The 14,708-nt window shown below is 40.1% G+C and carries 17 protein-coding genes; 10 read left to right on the top strand and 7 right to left on the bottom strand.

Going from position 1 to position 14,708, the window contains the following annotated elements; all coding sequences use genetic code 11:
• Nucleotides 1–71: 71 nt before the first annotated feature.
• Nucleotides 72–1,142 (top strand): porin family protein, encoded by a 1,071-nt coding sequence (locus CLV81_RS09255; RefSeq protein ID WP_106144964.1) that lies wholly within the window; start codon nt 72–74, stop codon nt 1,140–1,142.
• 58 nt (nt 1,143–1,200) lie between these two features.
• On the opposite strand, the gene CLV81_RS09260 is transcribed toward CLV81_RS09255, so the two are convergent.
• On the bottom strand, nt 1,201–1,446 hold the full coding sequence (locus CLV81_RS09260; protein WP_106144728.1) for a zinc-ribbon domain-containing protein: 246 nt from the start codon (nt 1,444–1,446) through the stop codon (nt 1,201–1,203).
• A gap of 24 nt (nt 1,447–1,470) precedes the next feature.
• Nucleotides 1,471–2,001 carry a DUF4442 domain-containing protein gene (locus CLV81_RS09265; RefSeq protein WP_106144729.1) on the bottom strand — a complete coding sequence of 177 codons (531 nt, stop codon included), beginning with the start codon at nt 1,999–2,001 and terminating at the stop codon, nt 1,471–1,473.
• A gap of 144 nt (nt 2,002–2,145) precedes the next feature.
• Here CLV81_RS09265 and dnaG point away from each other — a divergent pair, with 144 nt between their 5' ends.
• Nucleotides 2,146–4,119 carry a DNA primase gene (gene dnaG / locus CLV81_RS09270; protein WP_106144730.1) on the top strand — a complete coding sequence of 658 codons (1,974 nt, stop codon included), beginning with the start codon at nt 2,146–2,148 and terminating at the stop codon, nt 4,117–4,119.
• A gap of 54 nt (nt 4,120–4,173) precedes the next feature.
• Here dnaG and CLV81_RS09275 read toward each other — a convergent pair whose 3' ends face one another.
• On the bottom strand, nt 4,174–4,803 hold the full coding sequence (locus CLV81_RS09275) for a response regulator (protein WP_106144731.1): 630 nt from the start codon (nt 4,801–4,803) through the stop codon (nt 4,174–4,176).
• A 163-nt stretch (nt 4,804–4,966) separates the two neighbouring features.
• The gene (gene nadE, locus CLV81_RS09280) at nt 4,967–5,755 is read right to left on the bottom strand and encodes an NAD(+) synthase (protein WP_106144732.1); all 789 of its coding nucleotides are present in this window, start codon (nt 5,753–5,755) and stop codon (nt 4,967–4,969) included.
• A 66-nt stretch (nt 5,756–5,821) separates the two neighbouring features.
• On the opposite strand from nadE, the gene gldB reads away from it, so the two are divergent.
• Together gldB and gldC are read left to right on the top strand one after the other, a co-directional pair.
• Nucleotides 5,822–6,814, top strand: a complete 993-nt coding sequence (gldB, locus tag CLV81_RS09285) for a gliding motility lipoprotein GldB (RefSeq protein WP_106144733.1) — start codon at nt 5,822–5,824, stop codon at nt 6,812–6,814.
• Nucleotides 6,815–7,150 (top strand): gliding motility protein GldC, encoded by a 336-nt coding sequence (gene gldC, locus CLV81_RS09290; RefSeq protein ID WP_106144734.1) that lies wholly within the window; start codon nt 6,815–6,817, stop codon nt 7,148–7,150.
• Between the two features lie 2 nt (nt 7,151–7,152).
• On the opposite strand, the gene CLV81_RS09295 is transcribed toward gldC, so the two are convergent.
• Nucleotides 7,153–7,458: an antibiotic biosynthesis monooxygenase gene (locus CLV81_RS09295; protein WP_106144735.1), complete on the bottom strand. Its 306-nt coding sequence runs from the start codon at nt 7,456–7,458 to the stop codon at nt 7,153–7,155.
• A 74-nt stretch (nt 7,459–7,532) separates the two neighbouring features.
• On the opposite strand from CLV81_RS09295, the gene CLV81_RS09300 reads away from it, so the two are divergent.
• The gene (locus CLV81_RS09300; protein WP_106144736.1) at nt 7,533–7,919 is read left to right on the top strand and encodes a GTPase; all 387 of its coding nucleotides are present in this window, start codon (nt 7,533–7,535) and stop codon (nt 7,917–7,919) included.
• Here the strand turns inward: CLV81_RS09300 and yihA are convergent.
• A complete protein-coding gene (yihA, locus tag CLV81_RS09305) occupies nt 7,916–8,524 on the bottom strand; it encodes a ribosome biogenesis GTP-binding protein YihA/YsxC (RefSeq protein ID WP_106144737.1) in 609 nt (202 codons plus the stop codon). The genes CLV81_RS09300 and yihA overlap by 4 nt on opposite strands.
• A gap of 2 nt (nt 8,525–8,526) precedes the next feature.
• Nucleotides 8,527–9,291, bottom strand: coding sequence for an alpha/beta fold hydrolase (locus tag CLV81_RS09310; RefSeq protein WP_106144738.1), 765 nt, complete (start codon nt 9,289–9,291; stop codon nt 8,527–8,529).
• Nucleotides 9,292–9,542: 251 nt separating this feature from the next.
• Between CLV81_RS09310 and CLV81_RS09315 the strand changes: the two genes are divergently transcribed.
• Genes CLV81_RS09315 through CLV81_RS09335 form a run of 5 tightly spaced genes read left to right on the top strand, consistent with a single transcriptional unit; the run spans nt 9,543 to nt 14,708 of the window.
• On the top strand, nt 9,543–9,998 hold the full coding sequence (locus tag CLV81_RS09315; protein WP_106144739.1) for a division/cell wall cluster transcriptional repressor MraZ: 456 nt from the start codon (nt 9,543–9,545) through the stop codon (nt 9,996–9,998).
• Nucleotides 9,991–10,893 carry a 16S rRNA (cytosine(1402)-N(4))-methyltransferase RsmH gene (gene rsmH, locus CLV81_RS09320; protein ID WP_106144740.1) on the top strand — a complete coding sequence of 301 codons (903 nt, stop codon included), beginning with the start codon at nt 9,991–9,993 and terminating at the stop codon, nt 10,891–10,893. Before CLV81_RS09315 ends, rsmH begins: the two co-directional genes overlap by 8 nt.
• A 28-nt stretch (nt 10,894–10,921) precedes the next feature.
• The gene (locus CLV81_RS09325) at nt 10,922–11,239 is read left to right on the top strand and encodes an FtsL-like putative cell division protein (protein WP_106144741.1); all 318 of its coding nucleotides are present in this window, start codon (nt 10,922–10,924) and stop codon (nt 11,237–11,239) included.
• Complete coding sequence (locus tag CLV81_RS09330) at nt 11,239–13,248, top strand: penicillin-binding protein (RefSeq protein WP_106144742.1); 2,010 nt, start codon at nt 11,239–11,241, stop codon at nt 13,246–13,248. Before CLV81_RS09325 ends, CLV81_RS09330 begins: the two co-directional genes overlap by 1 nt.
• A complete protein-coding gene (locus tag CLV81_RS09335) occupies nt 13,245–14,708 on the top strand; it encodes a UDP-N-acetylmuramoyl-L-alanyl-D-glutamate--2,6-diaminopimelate ligase (RefSeq protein ID WP_106144743.1) in 1,464 nt (487 codons plus the stop codon). Before CLV81_RS09330 ends, CLV81_RS09335 begins: the two co-directional genes overlap by 4 nt.

Raw genomic sequence — 14,708 nt, forward strand, 5'->3', positions numbered from 1 at the left:
TCAAAAAGCCTTTGTTTTCTCCTCCCCATTTTTTGGGGAGGCAGGAACCGAAGGTTCCAAAATCAATCAAAATGAGACACATTACCCTGTATTTAGCAGCTTTAATTCTTTTAATTATAAGTCAAAACCTAAACGCCCAAAAAAAGTATGAGCGTAAAATTGAGGTGCTAGAGGAACAAAAGGAAAAAATAACCAGACAGGAAAAAGAAGCCTTAAAATTGGAGGTTAAGGACATTAACAGACGTTTGGACCGTGGAAACATTAGCTTCGAAAAAGCAAATGAACTCAAAGAGGAGGCAGCGAGGAAAAGGGCACTTAATATAGAGAACAGAGTAGCCATTGTTCAAAATCAAATTGAACTCCTGAAACGGAATGAGGGAAAGACTTTGGTGCTGCTTGAACTGGATACCATTTCAGAAAAAGGAGTCCGTCTAGGGGTTGATGTCAATGGAAAACCTGCATTTTTGTTCAGGGGAAAAGACTGGAGGAGAAGAGTAAAATACGACAGAAGAACGTATTCAGATTTTGTCTTTGCGGTGGGGTTGAACAATGCGATAATAGAAGGTCAGTCTTTGGATGACTCTCCCTACAGGATAGGTGGTAGTCGTTTTTTTGAAATGGGCTGGCAATGGCGTACAAGGGTTTTTAGAAACTCTAATTTCCTACGATTCCATTATGGCTTCTCATTTCAGTTCAACGGACTTAAGGTGGATGATAATCAGTTCTTTGTTCAAGATGGTGACCAAACCAGGCTAGAAGAGTTTGAAGTTGAATTGGACAAAGCTAAGCTAAGGATGGACAATCTGGTCTTTCCTGTTCATTTAGAGTTTGGACCTTCAAGGGTTCGGGAAACCGAAAACAGTATTCGCTATTCGCTTCAAAATCAATTTCGAATTGGAATAGGTGGATATGGAGGTTTTAACTTAGGAACACGCCAAAAGTTAAAGTATAATTTGAATGGAGAGCGTATTAAAGAAAAACTAAAACGTGACTATAACACAAGTGATTTAATTTATGGTGTAAGTGGTTATATAGGATTTGACGGAATTTTACTTTACGCCAAGTACGATCTGAACCCCATTTTTAAGGACGCGTTAGTGGAACAAAACAATATCTCCCTGGGCCTTCGGTTTGATTTGTAAGAGCATAATCAAGTTAGCCAATCTGGGCGGAATTAGGAAAATCAACTCCTGATTCCGCTCAAATTTCTTTGAAAGCTATCTTCATTTCAGCGGAGAATTCTTCTTTATAGAATACCCTTTTGCAATGAGAGCATTCAACGTATTTGGATGTGTTTATTGTGAATAAGGGAATCCAAAAAAGATGAAAATAATTAGGTTGCGAGACAGCGGTTAAGGTACTCACCTGCCCACAATGGGGACAGGCAACACCATGCAGCATCTTAGTGCTAGCCTTGCCAGGACGTGTGCCAAAGAAAAGTATCATACCTTAAAGATAGCTCAAGATTGGTTAGGACTTACTTTTTGTTTTGGACCGTTTCCTTTTATAAAAGGCTTTGTCTGCCACATAGATGGTCTTCTTTACTTCACAAAACACCTTGGATTTTTCTTTGTCCATTAGCTGGGTGGTTTTTACAATGGTAATCTCATTGTCTGAGGCAACCCGTTCCTTGATGTTTTCTATTTCATCTTTGGAATATGTAAAATCCGCAAAAAGAGTTTCGCGGGCAGGTCGCTTAAAAAGGATTTCTGCAGACTTATCCCAAACTACATAGTTCTCACCCAGAATATTCATCAATTGAACCATGGGAATTGGGTCAACCGAGGAGAACATACTCCCTCCAAAAATGGAATTGACATAGTTCCTGTTTTTATAATTGATGGGAAGGCGAACGCTAATGTCCATCAAATCCTTAGAAACGGTAACAATTCGTCCCGTGCTTCTACGATACATGGGCGACAGATTAAAACCATGTTTAAAAAGAATATGTTTTCCTAAAAATTTGGAACCGACCTTGGTAAGTTTTTGGTAGATGGACATACGCTATTAATTGCCCTTCGGGGTTAAAAACTAAGATAGTAAATCTCTTTGTATGATATGTCCAAGAATTGAACAAGGGAATCTTTAAAGGTGCTGATAATTTTGATTTTTGTGTACCTTTAAAAGCTATTTTTATCTGCAGATTTGATATCAAAAACTACCATAGACCAAGTATACGAAACCGCCAGGGTTGAAGAGGTAATTGGGGATTTCGTCCAGTTGAAAAAGGCTGGCTCCAATTTTAAGGGCCTCAGTCCATTTAGTGATGAACGTACACCAAGTTTCATGGTATCCCCTGTCAAACAAATTTGGAAGGATTTTAGTAGTGGTAAAGGGGGCAATGTGGTTGCTTTTTTGATGGAACATGAGCACTTTACCTATCCCGAGGCCGTTAAGTATTTGGCTAAAAAGTACAATATTGAGATTGAGGAGACCGAACGTACCGATGAAGAAAAAGAAGAGGCCAACGCGCGCGAAAGCATGTATTTGGTTTCTGAGTTTGCACAAAAGTATTTTTCCGAAACTCTGTGGGACACGGAACCTGGGAAGGCCATAGGCCATACCTATTTTAAAGAACGGGGATTTTCCGATAACACCATTAAGAAGTTTGGATTAGGGTATAGTTTGGATGAATGGGAAGCCTTTACCAAAACAGCTTTGGAAAAATCATATCAGCTGGAGTTTTTGGAGAAGACGGGACTCACCATTGTAAAGGAGCAAACGGATGGAACCAGTAGAAAGTTTGATAGGTTCAAAGGAAGGGTCATGTTTCCCATCCATTCTATGAGTGGACGGGTATTGGGTTTTGGAGGTCGGATTCTAACCAATGATAAGAAGGCGGCCAAGTATCTTAATTCTCCGGAAAGCGATATTTACCATAAGAGCAAGGTGTTGTATGGTATTTACTTTGCCAAGCAGGCTATTGCCAAAGAAGATAACTGCTATTTAGTGGAAGGCTATACCGACGTTATCCAAATGCATCAACGGGGCATTGAGAACGTGGTGGCATCCAGCGGAACAGCGCTGACTCCTGAACAAATTCGCTTAATAAACAGGTTGACCAAGAACATTACCGTGCTTTTTGATGGAGATGCTGCTGGGCTTCGAGCTTCACTCCGAGGAATCGATTTGATTTTGGAACAAGGTATGAATGTAAAGGTCTGTTCTTTCCCAGAAGGAGAGGACCCTGATAGTTTTGCCAAGAACAACACCTATGAGGATGTGGTTCTGTATTTGGAGGAAAATGCCAAAGATTTTATCCAGTTCAAGACATCAATTTTAACGGAGGAAGCCGCAGATGACCCTATCAAGAGAGCCGATACGGTTCGAGATATTGTCAATAGCATTAGTAAGATTCCTGATCAGATAAAAAAGGAAATCTATATTCAGGAGTGCGCCAAAATGATGCAGATTTCTGAGGAGGTTTTGTACAATACCCTTGCTCAAATCAATAAAAAAGAAAGAGGAGAGGCCAATAAGAGAGTTAAGCAAGAACAGAAGGCCTTTGAAGTGGTGAAGCATGATGCGGTTGTTGAAAAAGTGGATGTACTTTATGAACTGGAAAGGAAAATCATCGAGATGCTCTTGCTATATGGAAATCGGAAGGAGGAATTTGAAGATTTGGTGCTAAAGGAAAATGAAGAGGGCGAGTTGATTTTGGAACCAGAAGTGGTTGAGGCCAAGGTGTATGAAAAAGTCTATTTAGACCTTCAGGAAGATGAGATTGAGCTGACCAACGAACAGTTTAAGAACATTTATTATCGCCTTATTGGCGATTTGAACGAAAGGGAAGAGTTTACCATAAATAGCTTTCTTGCAGGTCTGGAACAAGGCCTGGTGGGAGAGGTATCCTCCATTCTTATGGAAGAAGAACGATATACCTTGCATGACTGGGAACGAAAAGACATTTATCCAAAGGAAAAGGAAAGGGGAGTAGCCCAGTTGGTAGGTGAAACCATTCTTACGTTACGATGTAATTTGATTAAGGCCAGAATCAATGAATTACAGACAAATACCGAGGATAATACTGGTGATAACTCTGAAACCTTGGAGGAAATCATGAACTACCTTCAATTGAACAAATTACTGAACGCCAAGTTGAATAGGGTGTTGTCATAAAAAAATCCCGAAACAACATGGTGTCCGGGATTTTAATCTGGTATTGGTTTATGCTTAGTACAGCTCCAATGCTTTGGCTTGCTGTAATAAATCCACAAGATTGTCCACATTCAATTTTTTCATCAAACGGGCTTTGTAGGTACTTACGGTTTTCTCATTCAGGTTTAGACCTTCAGCAACTTCCTTGTTTCGTTTTCCACTAGCCAATAGCTTGAGTACTTCGACTTCTCTCGAGGACAGTTTTCTGAAAAACCTTCTTGGTTTTTGGGTACCTTCATCAAAAGCTAGTCGTTGGGCCAGCTCATTGGTGATAAACATGTTTCCTTCACTTACCTTTCTTACTGCAGAGATAATGTAATCCAAATCAGCAGTTTTGGAAAGATAACCAAAAGCCCCTGCTCGAATAGTGCTAAGTGCATATACATCTTCAGATTGTCCACTGTACATCAATGCCTTAACATTGGGAAACTCTTGTTTCATTTTGCGCAAGGTGGCAATCCCGTTGATTTCTGGAATGTCCATTTCCAACATTACAACGTCAGGGGTAACTTTTTCTAATACTTCAAACAGCTCGCCAGTGGTCGCAACATCTGCAATGACTTCCATGTCATCGCCAGATTCAATGACCTGCTTAATGCCAAGACGAACTATGGGATGGTTGTCCGCTATTAATACTTTTATCATTCGGTTTGGGTTTTAAGAAATTATAAGTTGATTAGTAATTATTTACTTACACGGCGTGGCGGCAAGTTAACCAATTGATGACATAAAAGTGTGATTTTTTTCTTAAAACCTTAAAATTTCTGGGGTTTTTTTCGTCTTAAGCTGGGTTTTTTCGGACAAGTTGCTATTTCAAGCTATCAGGAATTTCGCAAATAGGTATAGGAATCATCTTATGTTTATTTGCTGAATTATACCTTTTATAAATTACAAAGACCTCTTTTTCCCTACCGGTAAAATCAGATTCATTTTTCCCTTCGTCATCCATTTTCATCGCCCATTCCAACTCCGGATATGATGCTCCTATCTGGTCTTCGTCCGTTCTATGATCTCCCCAAAGCCCATCTGTTGGGGCCGCTTCCATAATATCCTTGTTCACTCCCAGTACACTTCCCAATTCATAAACTTCGGTCTTTAATAGGTCTGCGATTGGGCTTAGATCTACTCCACCGTCGCCGTACTTGGTATAAAAACCGATTCCGAAGTCCTCAACTTTGTTTCCGGTCCCTGCTACTAAGTAACCTTTGAAAGCTGCGAAGTAATACAAAGTGGTCATCCTTAATCTAGCACGGGTGTTGGCCAAAGACATAAAACGTTCTTCTTCGTTTTCCACTTTGGGCAGGGCAGCCACCAAACTATCAAACACCGGAGTGAGGTTTACCGGTTGTCGCTTTACATTTTTAAAATTGTCCATTAGCCAATTGATATGGCGGTCAGCCCGAGTCACTTGATTTTCCCCTTGATGAATTGGCATTTCTACACATAAAAGGTCCAACCCGGTTTTTGCGCATAGGGTAGATGTGACCGCGGAATCAATTCCTCCAGAAACCCCAATTACAAATCCCTTTATGTTGGCATTATTGGCATAGTCCTTTAACCAATTTACAATATGCGTAATTACCTTTTCAGTTTTCATAGCTTACTTTTTAGATTCAAAAAATTACCTTTGTGCCCTGTAAAAATAAACGCTGGCATTATAATAATGAAGGGGTTGACCAAATACTTTGAATATCAAATATCTGGCTTTTTGATTTTTGTCTTTTTTTTGTCAGTTGTAGGATGCAAAAAAGAGGATGAAACCGAAAAAAAGATAAATCAAATAGAACTGGATGTAGAGGTGCATCGCTTTGACCGTGAATTTGCTACCGCTCAACCTAACGATATACCTACCTTAAAATCAAGATACCCTTATTTATTTCCTGCACAGTTTCCTGATAGTATTTGGGAGGCTAAGCTTAGGGATACACTACAAATTGAATTGTCTGATGAGGTTGACAATGCTTTCGGCGATTTTAAACAGGAAACCAGACAACTGGAGTCTTTATTTAAACATATTTCCTATTATTTTCCCAAAGCAAAAACGCCTAAGATAATTACGCTTATCTCAGATGTTCGCTATGAAGACCGAATCATCCTGACAGATTCGCTTTTGCTTGTGGGATTGGATAATTATCTGGGCCAAGAGCATCGCTTCTATCAAAGCATTCCACGTTATGTGGCCCAAGGTTTAAATAAAGAATACCTGGCTTCCGATATAGCAAGTGCTTTTACCAAAAAGGTTTTAAAATTTCCGAGGAACAGAACATTTCTTTCAAGGATGGTCCATTATGGTAAGGAACTATATCTTAAGGATATACTTTTACCCGAAAACACCGATGCCCAAAAAATAAATTATACCGAAGAAGAGATAGAATGGGCCCAAGCCAATGAAGAACGGATTTGGCGCTATTTTGTGGAGCGGGAGCTTTTGTATAGCACTGAGTCCAGTTTGGACCGACGGTTTTTGGACCCTGCCCCCTTCTCAAAATTCCAATTAGTACTGGACAGCGAATCTCCTGGAAGGCTTGGTAGATATATGGGCTGGCAGATTGTAAGAGCTTACATGGAAAAAAATCCTAAAGTGCAGTTGGTTGATCTATTGGATATGCCGGCTGACGAATTATTTAAAAACTCAAACTACAAACCGAAAAGATAGATGGCCGTAACACATACTTCAGAAATCACATTAAAAGTTGGTCTAGACGAGAACAGGGTACCGGAAGAACTAAACTGGTCTGCGGAAGATGGGGGGATAGAAAATGAGGAGGCCAAAGCTATGATGCTATCGGTTTGGGATAGCAAGAACCAAGAGTCCTTGAAAATTGACCTGTGGACCAAGGATATGCCCGTGGATGAGATGAAGGTATTTTTTCATCAAACTTTGGTTACCATGGCAGATACTTTTATGAAAGCGACCCAAGACGAAAAAATGACCGCGACCATGAAGGACTTTTGCGACTATTTTGCGGAGAAACTGGAATTGAAGAAGTAAATCTAAAACCCTTGAAAAACCTCAAAATGAATCACTTTTTCAGGAAACTCCAATAAATAATTTTGGTCTTCGGGATAATATTTGGCTTTTTCATAATCTTCACCTGCAAAGTTTTTTATGACCTCCAGATTCTCCCAAAAAGTAATCAACTCAAAATGGGCAAACTGTTCGTCCATCCTTTTCAGAAAAAGCAATTTTATAAAGCCTTTGGTTTTTGAGTAATCTGGGACTGCTCTGTCATTCATAAAGTTTTCATAGGTTTTTGCATGTTCCAACCTTGTTTTTCCTTTCCAGATACGTGCTATCATCTTTCTGTCTTTAGAAAAATTAAAATACACTTAAATCCTCTCTTAACCATTGAAAACCATTGTATTTTTGAAACATGAATGAGAAAATTCGTGAAAAACTGGTCTTCGTATATAACGCTAACTCCGGTAAAAAAAATGCCATTGTGGATAGCTTGCACAAGGTCTTCAGTCCATCTACTTATGATTGCAATCTATGTGATATCACCTATGGTGTGATTAGCGAAAACCGAACTTGGAAGCAATTTCGAGAGGATAGTACGCATGATATGATTTTTTTGCACCGAGATGAATTTACCAAGAAATATGCATCCAAGTTTGGGGCTAAGTTTACTTTTCCCATTGTGTTGGTGGAAGGAGTAAATGGATTGGAGGTGTTTATTGGTACAGACGAACTAAATGAACTAAAATCGTCTAAAGAATTGATTCAGCTCATTAAAGAGCGAAATAAAAGTAGTGGTTAAGATGCATTGAATTCTTTATTGATGCCATCGATATATTCCAAAAGTTCCTCTCTACCCATTCTATTGCTCGATGAAGTTATAAAGTGCGGTGGAGCTTCTTCCCAAACTCCCTCCAATAGTTTTTGAAGATAGGATTGTGCCTGTTTTTCAATTACCCCAGGCTTCAATTTATCAGCTTTGGTGAAAACTATGGAAAAAGGAATTTCGTTGGAGCCCAACCACTCCATAAAATCAAGGTCTATGGTTTGCGGGTCGTGTCTAATATCAACCAAAACGAAACCACACACCAACTGTTTGCGTTTTTGAAAATACTCGGTAATATACTTTTGGAAGGTTTTTTTGTCCTTTTTGGATACTCGTGCATAACCATACCCAGGTAAATCCACCAGAAACCAATTATTGTTTATTTTAAAATGGTTGATTAACTGAGTCTTTCCCGGTCTTCCCGATGTCTTTGCCAAGCTTTTTCGCTCAGTAAGCATGTTTATCAATGAAGACTTACCCACGTTGGACCTACCAATAAAAGCATATTCAGGAATAGCGTCTTTGGGGCATTGGGCCACATTTGAATTGGACATTACAAATTCGGCCGAAGTGATTTTCATGGCTAGAAGTTACGGTTATCCAACCAAGTTTCTAAAATAGTATTGAATTCTACGGGATGTTCCATCATGGGGGCATGACCACATTTTTCAATCCAAAACAAATCGGAATCGGGTAACAGCTCATGGAACTCTTCTGCAACCTCGGGTGGGGTCACGGTATCATTTTTTCCCCAGATAATACAGGTCGGTGTTTTCATATGGGGCAAATCTTTGGACATATTGTGTCGAATGGCGCTCTTCGCAATGGCCAAGGTTTTTACCAATTTCATCCGGTCGTTTACTGTGGCAAAAACTTCATCCACAATTTCCTTTGTTGCAACTTCCGGGTCGTAAAAGACGTCTTGGGCCTTTTGTTTTATAAAATCGTAATCCCCTCTTCTGGGATAGCCATCGCCCATGGCTTTTTCATAAAGTCCAGAACTGCCTGTAATCACCAAAGCTTTGACCATCTCAGGATACAATTTGGTGTGGAGCAGTCCAATATGTCCTCCTAATGAATTTCCAAGTAAGATAACGTCCTTTAATCCTTTGAATTCAATAAACTCTTCTAAGAACTTGGCAAAGTTTTTTACCGTGGTCTTAAGCATGGGCATATCGTAAATCGGAAGTTCAGGAATCAGAACTTGATATCCTTTTGATGGAAAATGCTCAGAAACACCTTGAAAATTACTCAAACCACCCATAAGACCATGTAGGATAATTATGGGTTTCCCTTCGCCTTGCTCAATGTAGTTGAATTTGCCTTCTCGAATGATTTGGTCTTCCATCTAAAGTTAGTTGGTCTGGGAGGGCAAATATAGGCAATTCATACAACAAAGGTTTTTCTGGACAATGTATTGATGTCCCTTGAGATACTTACCGCCAATCAGAGAAATGTCTGTTTTTTCAGTTTTAACACGAAAATCCTACCATTCATCTATAAATGTGGAGAATTTATTAACAAATGTGGAGTTATGTGGATAAATGTGGAAATAAAATCTATATATTTGAGTTGTTATTACTAACCAATTGATTTCTAGTGACCCATATCATAGGACAACATGATTGCAAAGCTGATACCAAGGGAAGGGTAATGTTACCCATTTCCCTTAAGAATCAGTTGTTGCCTGTTTTGCAAGATGGGTTTGTCATCAAGAGGTCGGTATTTCAACAATGTTTGGAGCTGTATCCCAAAGCCGAATTTGATGTGTTGATGCAGAAGGTGATGAAGAAGGGTAAAATCAATAGAAAGTACGATGCCTTTGTGAGGAATTTTGTAGCGGGAATGAAGGAGGTGACAATTGATGGGGATTCAGGAAGGCTTCAAATACCTAAAAACTTGGTGGATTTTGCTGGAATCGGCAAGGAAGTGGTATTGAATGCAGTTTTTGATAAAATCGAGATTTGGGATAAGGAGAAGTATGAAAAAGTCCTTGAAGAAGGGGAAAAGGATTATGCAGATTTAGCGGAAGAGATTTTTGCTGACGATGACTAGTGAGTACCATAATCCAGTTCTTCTGAAAGAGTCAGTGGACGGATTGGCGATAAAAGAAGATGGAGTGTATGTGGATGTCACTTTTGGCGGTGGCGGGCACTCCAAGGAAATATTGAAAAGGTTGGGTGAAAATGGGAAGCTGTTCGCTTTTGATCAGGACAAGGACGCATTGGAAAATACCATTGAAGATTCCAGGTTTCAACTGATTAATCAGAATTTTCGATTTCTCAATCAATTTTTAAAGTTCTATGGCATTCGGGAGGTAGATGGAATCTTGGCGGACTTTGGGGTTTCCTCACATCAATTCGATAAAGCGGACAGAGGCTTTTCCATTCGTTTCAATGCGGATTTGGATATGCGGATGAACCAAGATGATGAGTTGTCGGCTTTCAAAGTGGTCAACTCATATTCCCAAGAAAACTTAGCATCGATTCTTTTGGGGTATGGCGAGCTTCGGAATGGCAAAGCTATTGCCAGAGCAATTGTTGCGGCAAGAGAAAATTCATCAATCAAAACAACAGAAGAGCTAAAAACGGTTTTAAGACCTTTTCTGCCCAAGGCGAAGGAAAACAAAATCCTGGCCCAGGTTTATCAAGCCATTCGTATAGAGGTGAATCAAGAGATAGAGGTACTCAAAGAGTTTCTTCTGCAGGTGCCAAACATTTTGAAAACAGGTGGGCGATTGAGTTTGATAAGCTATCACTCCTTGGAGGACAGGCTGGTGAAAAGGTTTATAAGGGATGGCAAGTTCGAAGGGGAAGCGGAAAAGGATTTTTATGGGAACGTGAATGTTCCCCTAAAAAAAGTAGGAGGATTGATTGTTCCATCAGCTGAAGAAATTGCCATAAACAATAGGGCACGAAGTGCAAAGCTTCGGATAGCCGAAAGAATTTGAAGTATAGAATTCAATTAAGGAACAGGAAATGAAAAAGGGATTATTGGACATTTTAAAAGGAAAGTTCTTGGTAAGCGGAGACGCTCCCAAGAACTGGCTTTTTCTACTATTCGCTTCTTTTTTGGCGGCCCTGATGATTTCCAGTAGCCATCGTGCCGATAAAAAGGTACATGAAATAGCAGCTCTGAATGAAGAAGTACGAAAGTTGAGAAGTGAGTTTGTTGAAGGTAGGTCTGCTGTGCAGCAAATGCGGCTTGAATCCTCCATACGGAAATCTATGGCAGAAGCTGGATTGGAACCATCAAAAAATCCACCAAAAAAAATAAAAGTAAAGTCTGAGAATTAATGGCCATTACGGAAAAAAATATCATGAATCGACTGTACCTGATAGCAGGTGCTCTGTTCATTTTTTCAATGGGCATTGTGTTCAAGTTGGTGGATATTCAAATGGTCAAAGGTAATGACTACAAGGAATTGGCTCTCAACAAGACCGAGAAGATGTTCACCATAGAGCCAAATCGAGGTAATCTTTACTCCCACGATGGAAGCTTATTGGCGGCGTCCGTACCCAAATACGAAATTCGGTTTGATGCTAAGACGGTTTCGGACGAGAATTTTGAAAAGTATGTTCCTGCTTTGTCAGATTCTTTGGCGCATTTATTCAAAAAACCATCTTCATATTACCGACAATTGTTTAGAAAGGCGCGTGCCAATGGCAACAGGTACAAATTGATTGCCCGAAATGTGGATTATTTGGATTATGTGAAGGTCAAACAATTTCCGCTGTTTGAACTGGGCCCTTATAAAGGAGGTTTTATTGAAACCCATAAGGTGGTTCGCGAGTATCCCTTGGGAAAAATGGCAGCTCGTAGCATTGGGTACGAAAGAGTGGATGAAAACGGATATTACACCCGGGTAGGCATGGATGGCGCCTTCGGAGAACTTTATTTGCGTGGCAAAGAAGGGAAAAGGCTAAAACAAAAAATTGCAAAAGGGCAATGGAAGCCCGTTGGGTTGGATAACATCGTGGAACCACAAGACGGTAGGGATGTTGTTTCGACAATTGATATAAATATCCAAGATATTGCACACTACGCTCTACTGGAGCAGCTCGAAAAATACAAGGCGGACCATGGCAGTGTGGTGGTGATGGAGACTAAGACTGGCGAGATTAAGGCCATATCCAACCTAGGAAGAACATCCGAGGGAAAGTATTATGAAAAGTTAAACTATGCTGTCGGGGAATCGCATGAGCCTGGTTCAACCTTTAAATTGATGTCTTTGATTGCAGCTTTGGAAGACAAAGTCGTGGATACCAGTAGCGTGTTTGATACGGAAAAGGGTCGGTACAAAGTGTATGACAGGGTTGTGAGGGATTCACGTTGGGGTGGCTATGGAAAAATATCACTTGCAAAGGCCTTTGCACTTTCCTCGAATACCGCTTTTGCGAAGCTGATTCATGAAAACTACAAGGAAAAACCGGAACGCTTTGTGGACCGTTTAATGAATATGAATTTGCACAACGAGCTTGGGTTGCCCATTGTTGGTGAAGGCAAACCTGTTATTCGCTATCCTGGGGATAAGGGTTGGTCGGGAATATCCTTAGCTTGGATGTCACATGGGTATGAAGTTTCCATGACACCCTTGCAAACACTTGCATTTTATAATGCCATTGCAAACGATGGGATGTTTATCAAGCCCAAATTGATAAAATCGGTCAAAGACGGTAATAAGGTCATAAAGGCCTTTGATAAAGAAGTTATCAATCCATCAATCTGCTCTAAAGAAACTGTGAAGCAAGTCCAGCAACTTTTGAAGGATGTTGTGGAAAAAGACTTTGGTACCGGTCACGATTTATACTCTCCCGAGTTTAGCATGGCAGGGAAAACGGGGACTTGCCAAAAGAACTATGTAGCAAAAGACCCTGATAAGCTAGCGTATATTTCCTCTTTTGTAGGATACTTTCCGGCAGACAATCCAAAGTATTCCTGTATCGTAGTAATTCACGAACCCGATAAAAGTGTTGGGTACTATGGGGCAGATGTATCTGGACCTGTTTTCAAATCGATGGCACAAAAAATACATACGATTTCACCTGTTGTGGATGAAGTAGATGACGATATGCCTAAGTCTGAGGAATTGGAAAAGGATTATCAACAATACTATGCAAAAGTCCGCAAGGAGTACAACCAAGTTCCCAATGTAAAAGGAATGTGTGGTATGGATGCTATTTCTCTTTTGGAAAATTTGGGATTACAGGTGGAAATAAGAGGCAATGGAAAGGTAAAAAACCAGTCGGTTGAACAAGGAACTGCATTGAATAAAGTCACGAAAATTGTGTTGGAACTATCATGATGTTGCTCAAAGACATATTATATGGTGTAAGTCTTTCCGCGGTAAGTGGAAGTACCAACATAATGGTGAATGAGGTTCATTTTGACTCACGAAAAGTGGAAATGGACGATGTTTTTGTTGCCGTTCGCGGGACAATTACCGATGGACATGAGTACATTTCCAAAGCTGTGGAATCTGGAGCTATTGCGGTGATTTGTGAAGAGTTTCCAGAGTTAATGGTAAATGGAGTCACTTACTTAAAGGTGGACAACAGTAATAGTGCCTTAGCCGTTATAGCGAGCAATTTTTATGAAAACCCATCCAAAAATCTAAAGTTGGTGGGTGTTACAGGAACAAATGGTAAGACCACCGTAACCACACTTTTGTATGATTTGTTTACAAAGGCAGGATATAAAGTGGGTCTGCTTTCCACAATACGGGTCATGATTCATGATAAGCAATATCCGGCAACACATACCACTCCAGATGTACTTTCCATAAATAAGTATTTGTCCCAAATGAATGAAGAGGGCGTGGAGTTTTGTTTCATGGAAGTAAGCTCTCACGGAATTCATCAAAAAAGAACAGAGGGGTTGCATTTTGCAGGTGCCATTTTTACTAACCTTTCCCACGATCATTTAGACTATCATAAGACTTTCGCTGAATACCGGGATACGAAGAAGAAGTTATTCGATGATCTTCCTAAATCCGCTTTTTGTCTTAGCAATGTGGATGACAAGAATGGTTTGGTCATGTTGCAGAATACCAAATCGAAAAAGTTGACCTATGCTCTAAAATCTTATGCAGACTATAGAGGTCAAATTTTGGAAAAGCAGTTTGATGGTCAGCTTCTAAAAATTGATGAGAACGAAATTTGGACGAAGCTTATTGGAGATTTTAATGCCTATAATCTATTGGCCATATATGCCACCGCTTGTGAGTTGGGCTTGGATAAAATTGAAATTCTACGCCTAATCAGCGAACTGGAAACAGTGGATGGGCGATTCCAATATTTTATTTCAAAAGACAAAATAAAGGCTATTGTCGATTATGCCCATACGCCGGATGCACTGAAAAATGTATTGATTACCATCAATGCATTGAGGACTGGAAATGAAAACGTCATCACCGTTGTGGGGTGTGGTGGTGACCGTGACAAGTCGAAGCGTCCGGTTATGGGTCATATCGCCTCAGAAATGAGCGACCAGGCGATTTTCACTTCAGATAATCCCAGAAGTGAACCTCCCATGGATATTATTAAGGAGATGGAAAATGGGGTGGAGCCTCAAAACACCAAAAAAATACTGTCCATTGAAGATAGGGGACAAGCCATTAAGGCAGCCTGCAAATTGGCCGCTAGCAATGATATCATTCTGGTAGCTGGAAAGGGACACGAAACCTATCAGGAGACCAAGGGGGTACGAACGGATTTTGATGATTATAAAGAATTGCAAAAAGCTTTGGAAAGCTTGAATAAATAA

It is taken from the genome of Flagellimonas meridianipacifica, from assembly GCF_003001695.1.
Taxonomy (GTDB): domain Bacteria; phylum Bacteroidota; class Bacteroidia; order Flavobacteriales; family Flavobacteriaceae; genus Flagellimonas; species Flagellimonas meridianipacifica.

Excerpts from the sequence above, each read along its gene's own strand:
- CLV81_RS09310 (WP_106144738.1), bottom strand. The coding sequence starts at position 9,291 with ATGGAAGACCAAATCATTCGAGAAGGCAAATTCAACTACATTGAGCAA.
- CLV81_RS09260 (WP_106144728.1), bottom strand. The coding sequence starts at position 1,446 with ATGATACTTTTCTTTGGCACACGTCCTGGCAAGGCTAGCACTAAGATG.
- CLV81_RS09330 (WP_106144742.1), top strand. The coding sequence starts at position 11,239 with ATGGCCATTACGGAAAAAAATATCATGAATCGACTGTACCTGATAGCA.
- CLV81_RS09325 (WP_106144741.1), top strand. The coding sequence starts at position 10,922 with ATGAAAAAGGGATTATTGGACATTTTAAAAGGAAAGTTCTTGGTAAGC.
- CLV81_RS09265 (WP_106144729.1), bottom strand. The coding sequence starts at position 2,001 with ATGTCCATCTACCAAAAACTTACCAAGGTCGGTTCCAAATTTTTAGGA.
- CLV81_RS09295 (WP_106144735.1), bottom strand. The coding sequence starts at position 7,458 with ATGATAGCACGTATCTGGAAAGGAAAAACAAGGTTGGAACATGCAAAA.
- CLV81_RS09300 (WP_106144736.1), top strand. The coding sequence starts at position 7,533 with ATGAATGAGAAAATTCGTGAAAAACTGGTCTTCGTATATAACGCTAAC.
- CLV81_RS09335 (WP_106144743.1), top strand. The coding sequence starts at position 13,245 with ATGATGTTGCTCAAAGACATATTATATGGTGTAAGTCTTTCCGCGGTA.
- CLV81_RS09275 (WP_106144731.1), bottom strand. The coding sequence starts at position 4,803 with ATGATAAAAGTATTAATAGCGGACAACCATCCCATAGTTCGTCTTGGC.
- nadE (WP_106144732.1), bottom strand. The coding sequence starts at position 5,755 with ATGAAAACTGAAAAGGTAATTACGCATATTGTAAATTGGTTAAAGGAC.
- rsmH (WP_106144740.1), top strand. The coding sequence starts at position 9,991 with ATGACTAGTGAGTACCATAATCCAGTTCTTCTGAAAGAGTCAGTGGAC.
- yihA (WP_106144737.1), bottom strand. The coding sequence starts at position 8,524 with ATGAAAATCACTTCGGCCGAATTTGTAATGTCCAATTCAAATGTGGCC.
- gldC (WP_106144734.1), top strand. The coding sequence starts at position 6,815 with ATGGCCGTAACACATACTTCAGAAATCACATTAAAAGTTGGTCTAGAC.
- gldB (WP_106144733.1), top strand. The coding sequence starts at position 5,822 with ATGAAGGGGTTGACCAAATACTTTGAATATCAAATATCTGGCTTTTTG.
- CLV81_RS09255 (WP_106144964.1), top strand. The coding sequence starts at position 72 with ATGAGACACATTACCCTGTATTTAGCAGCTTTAATTCTTTTAATTATA.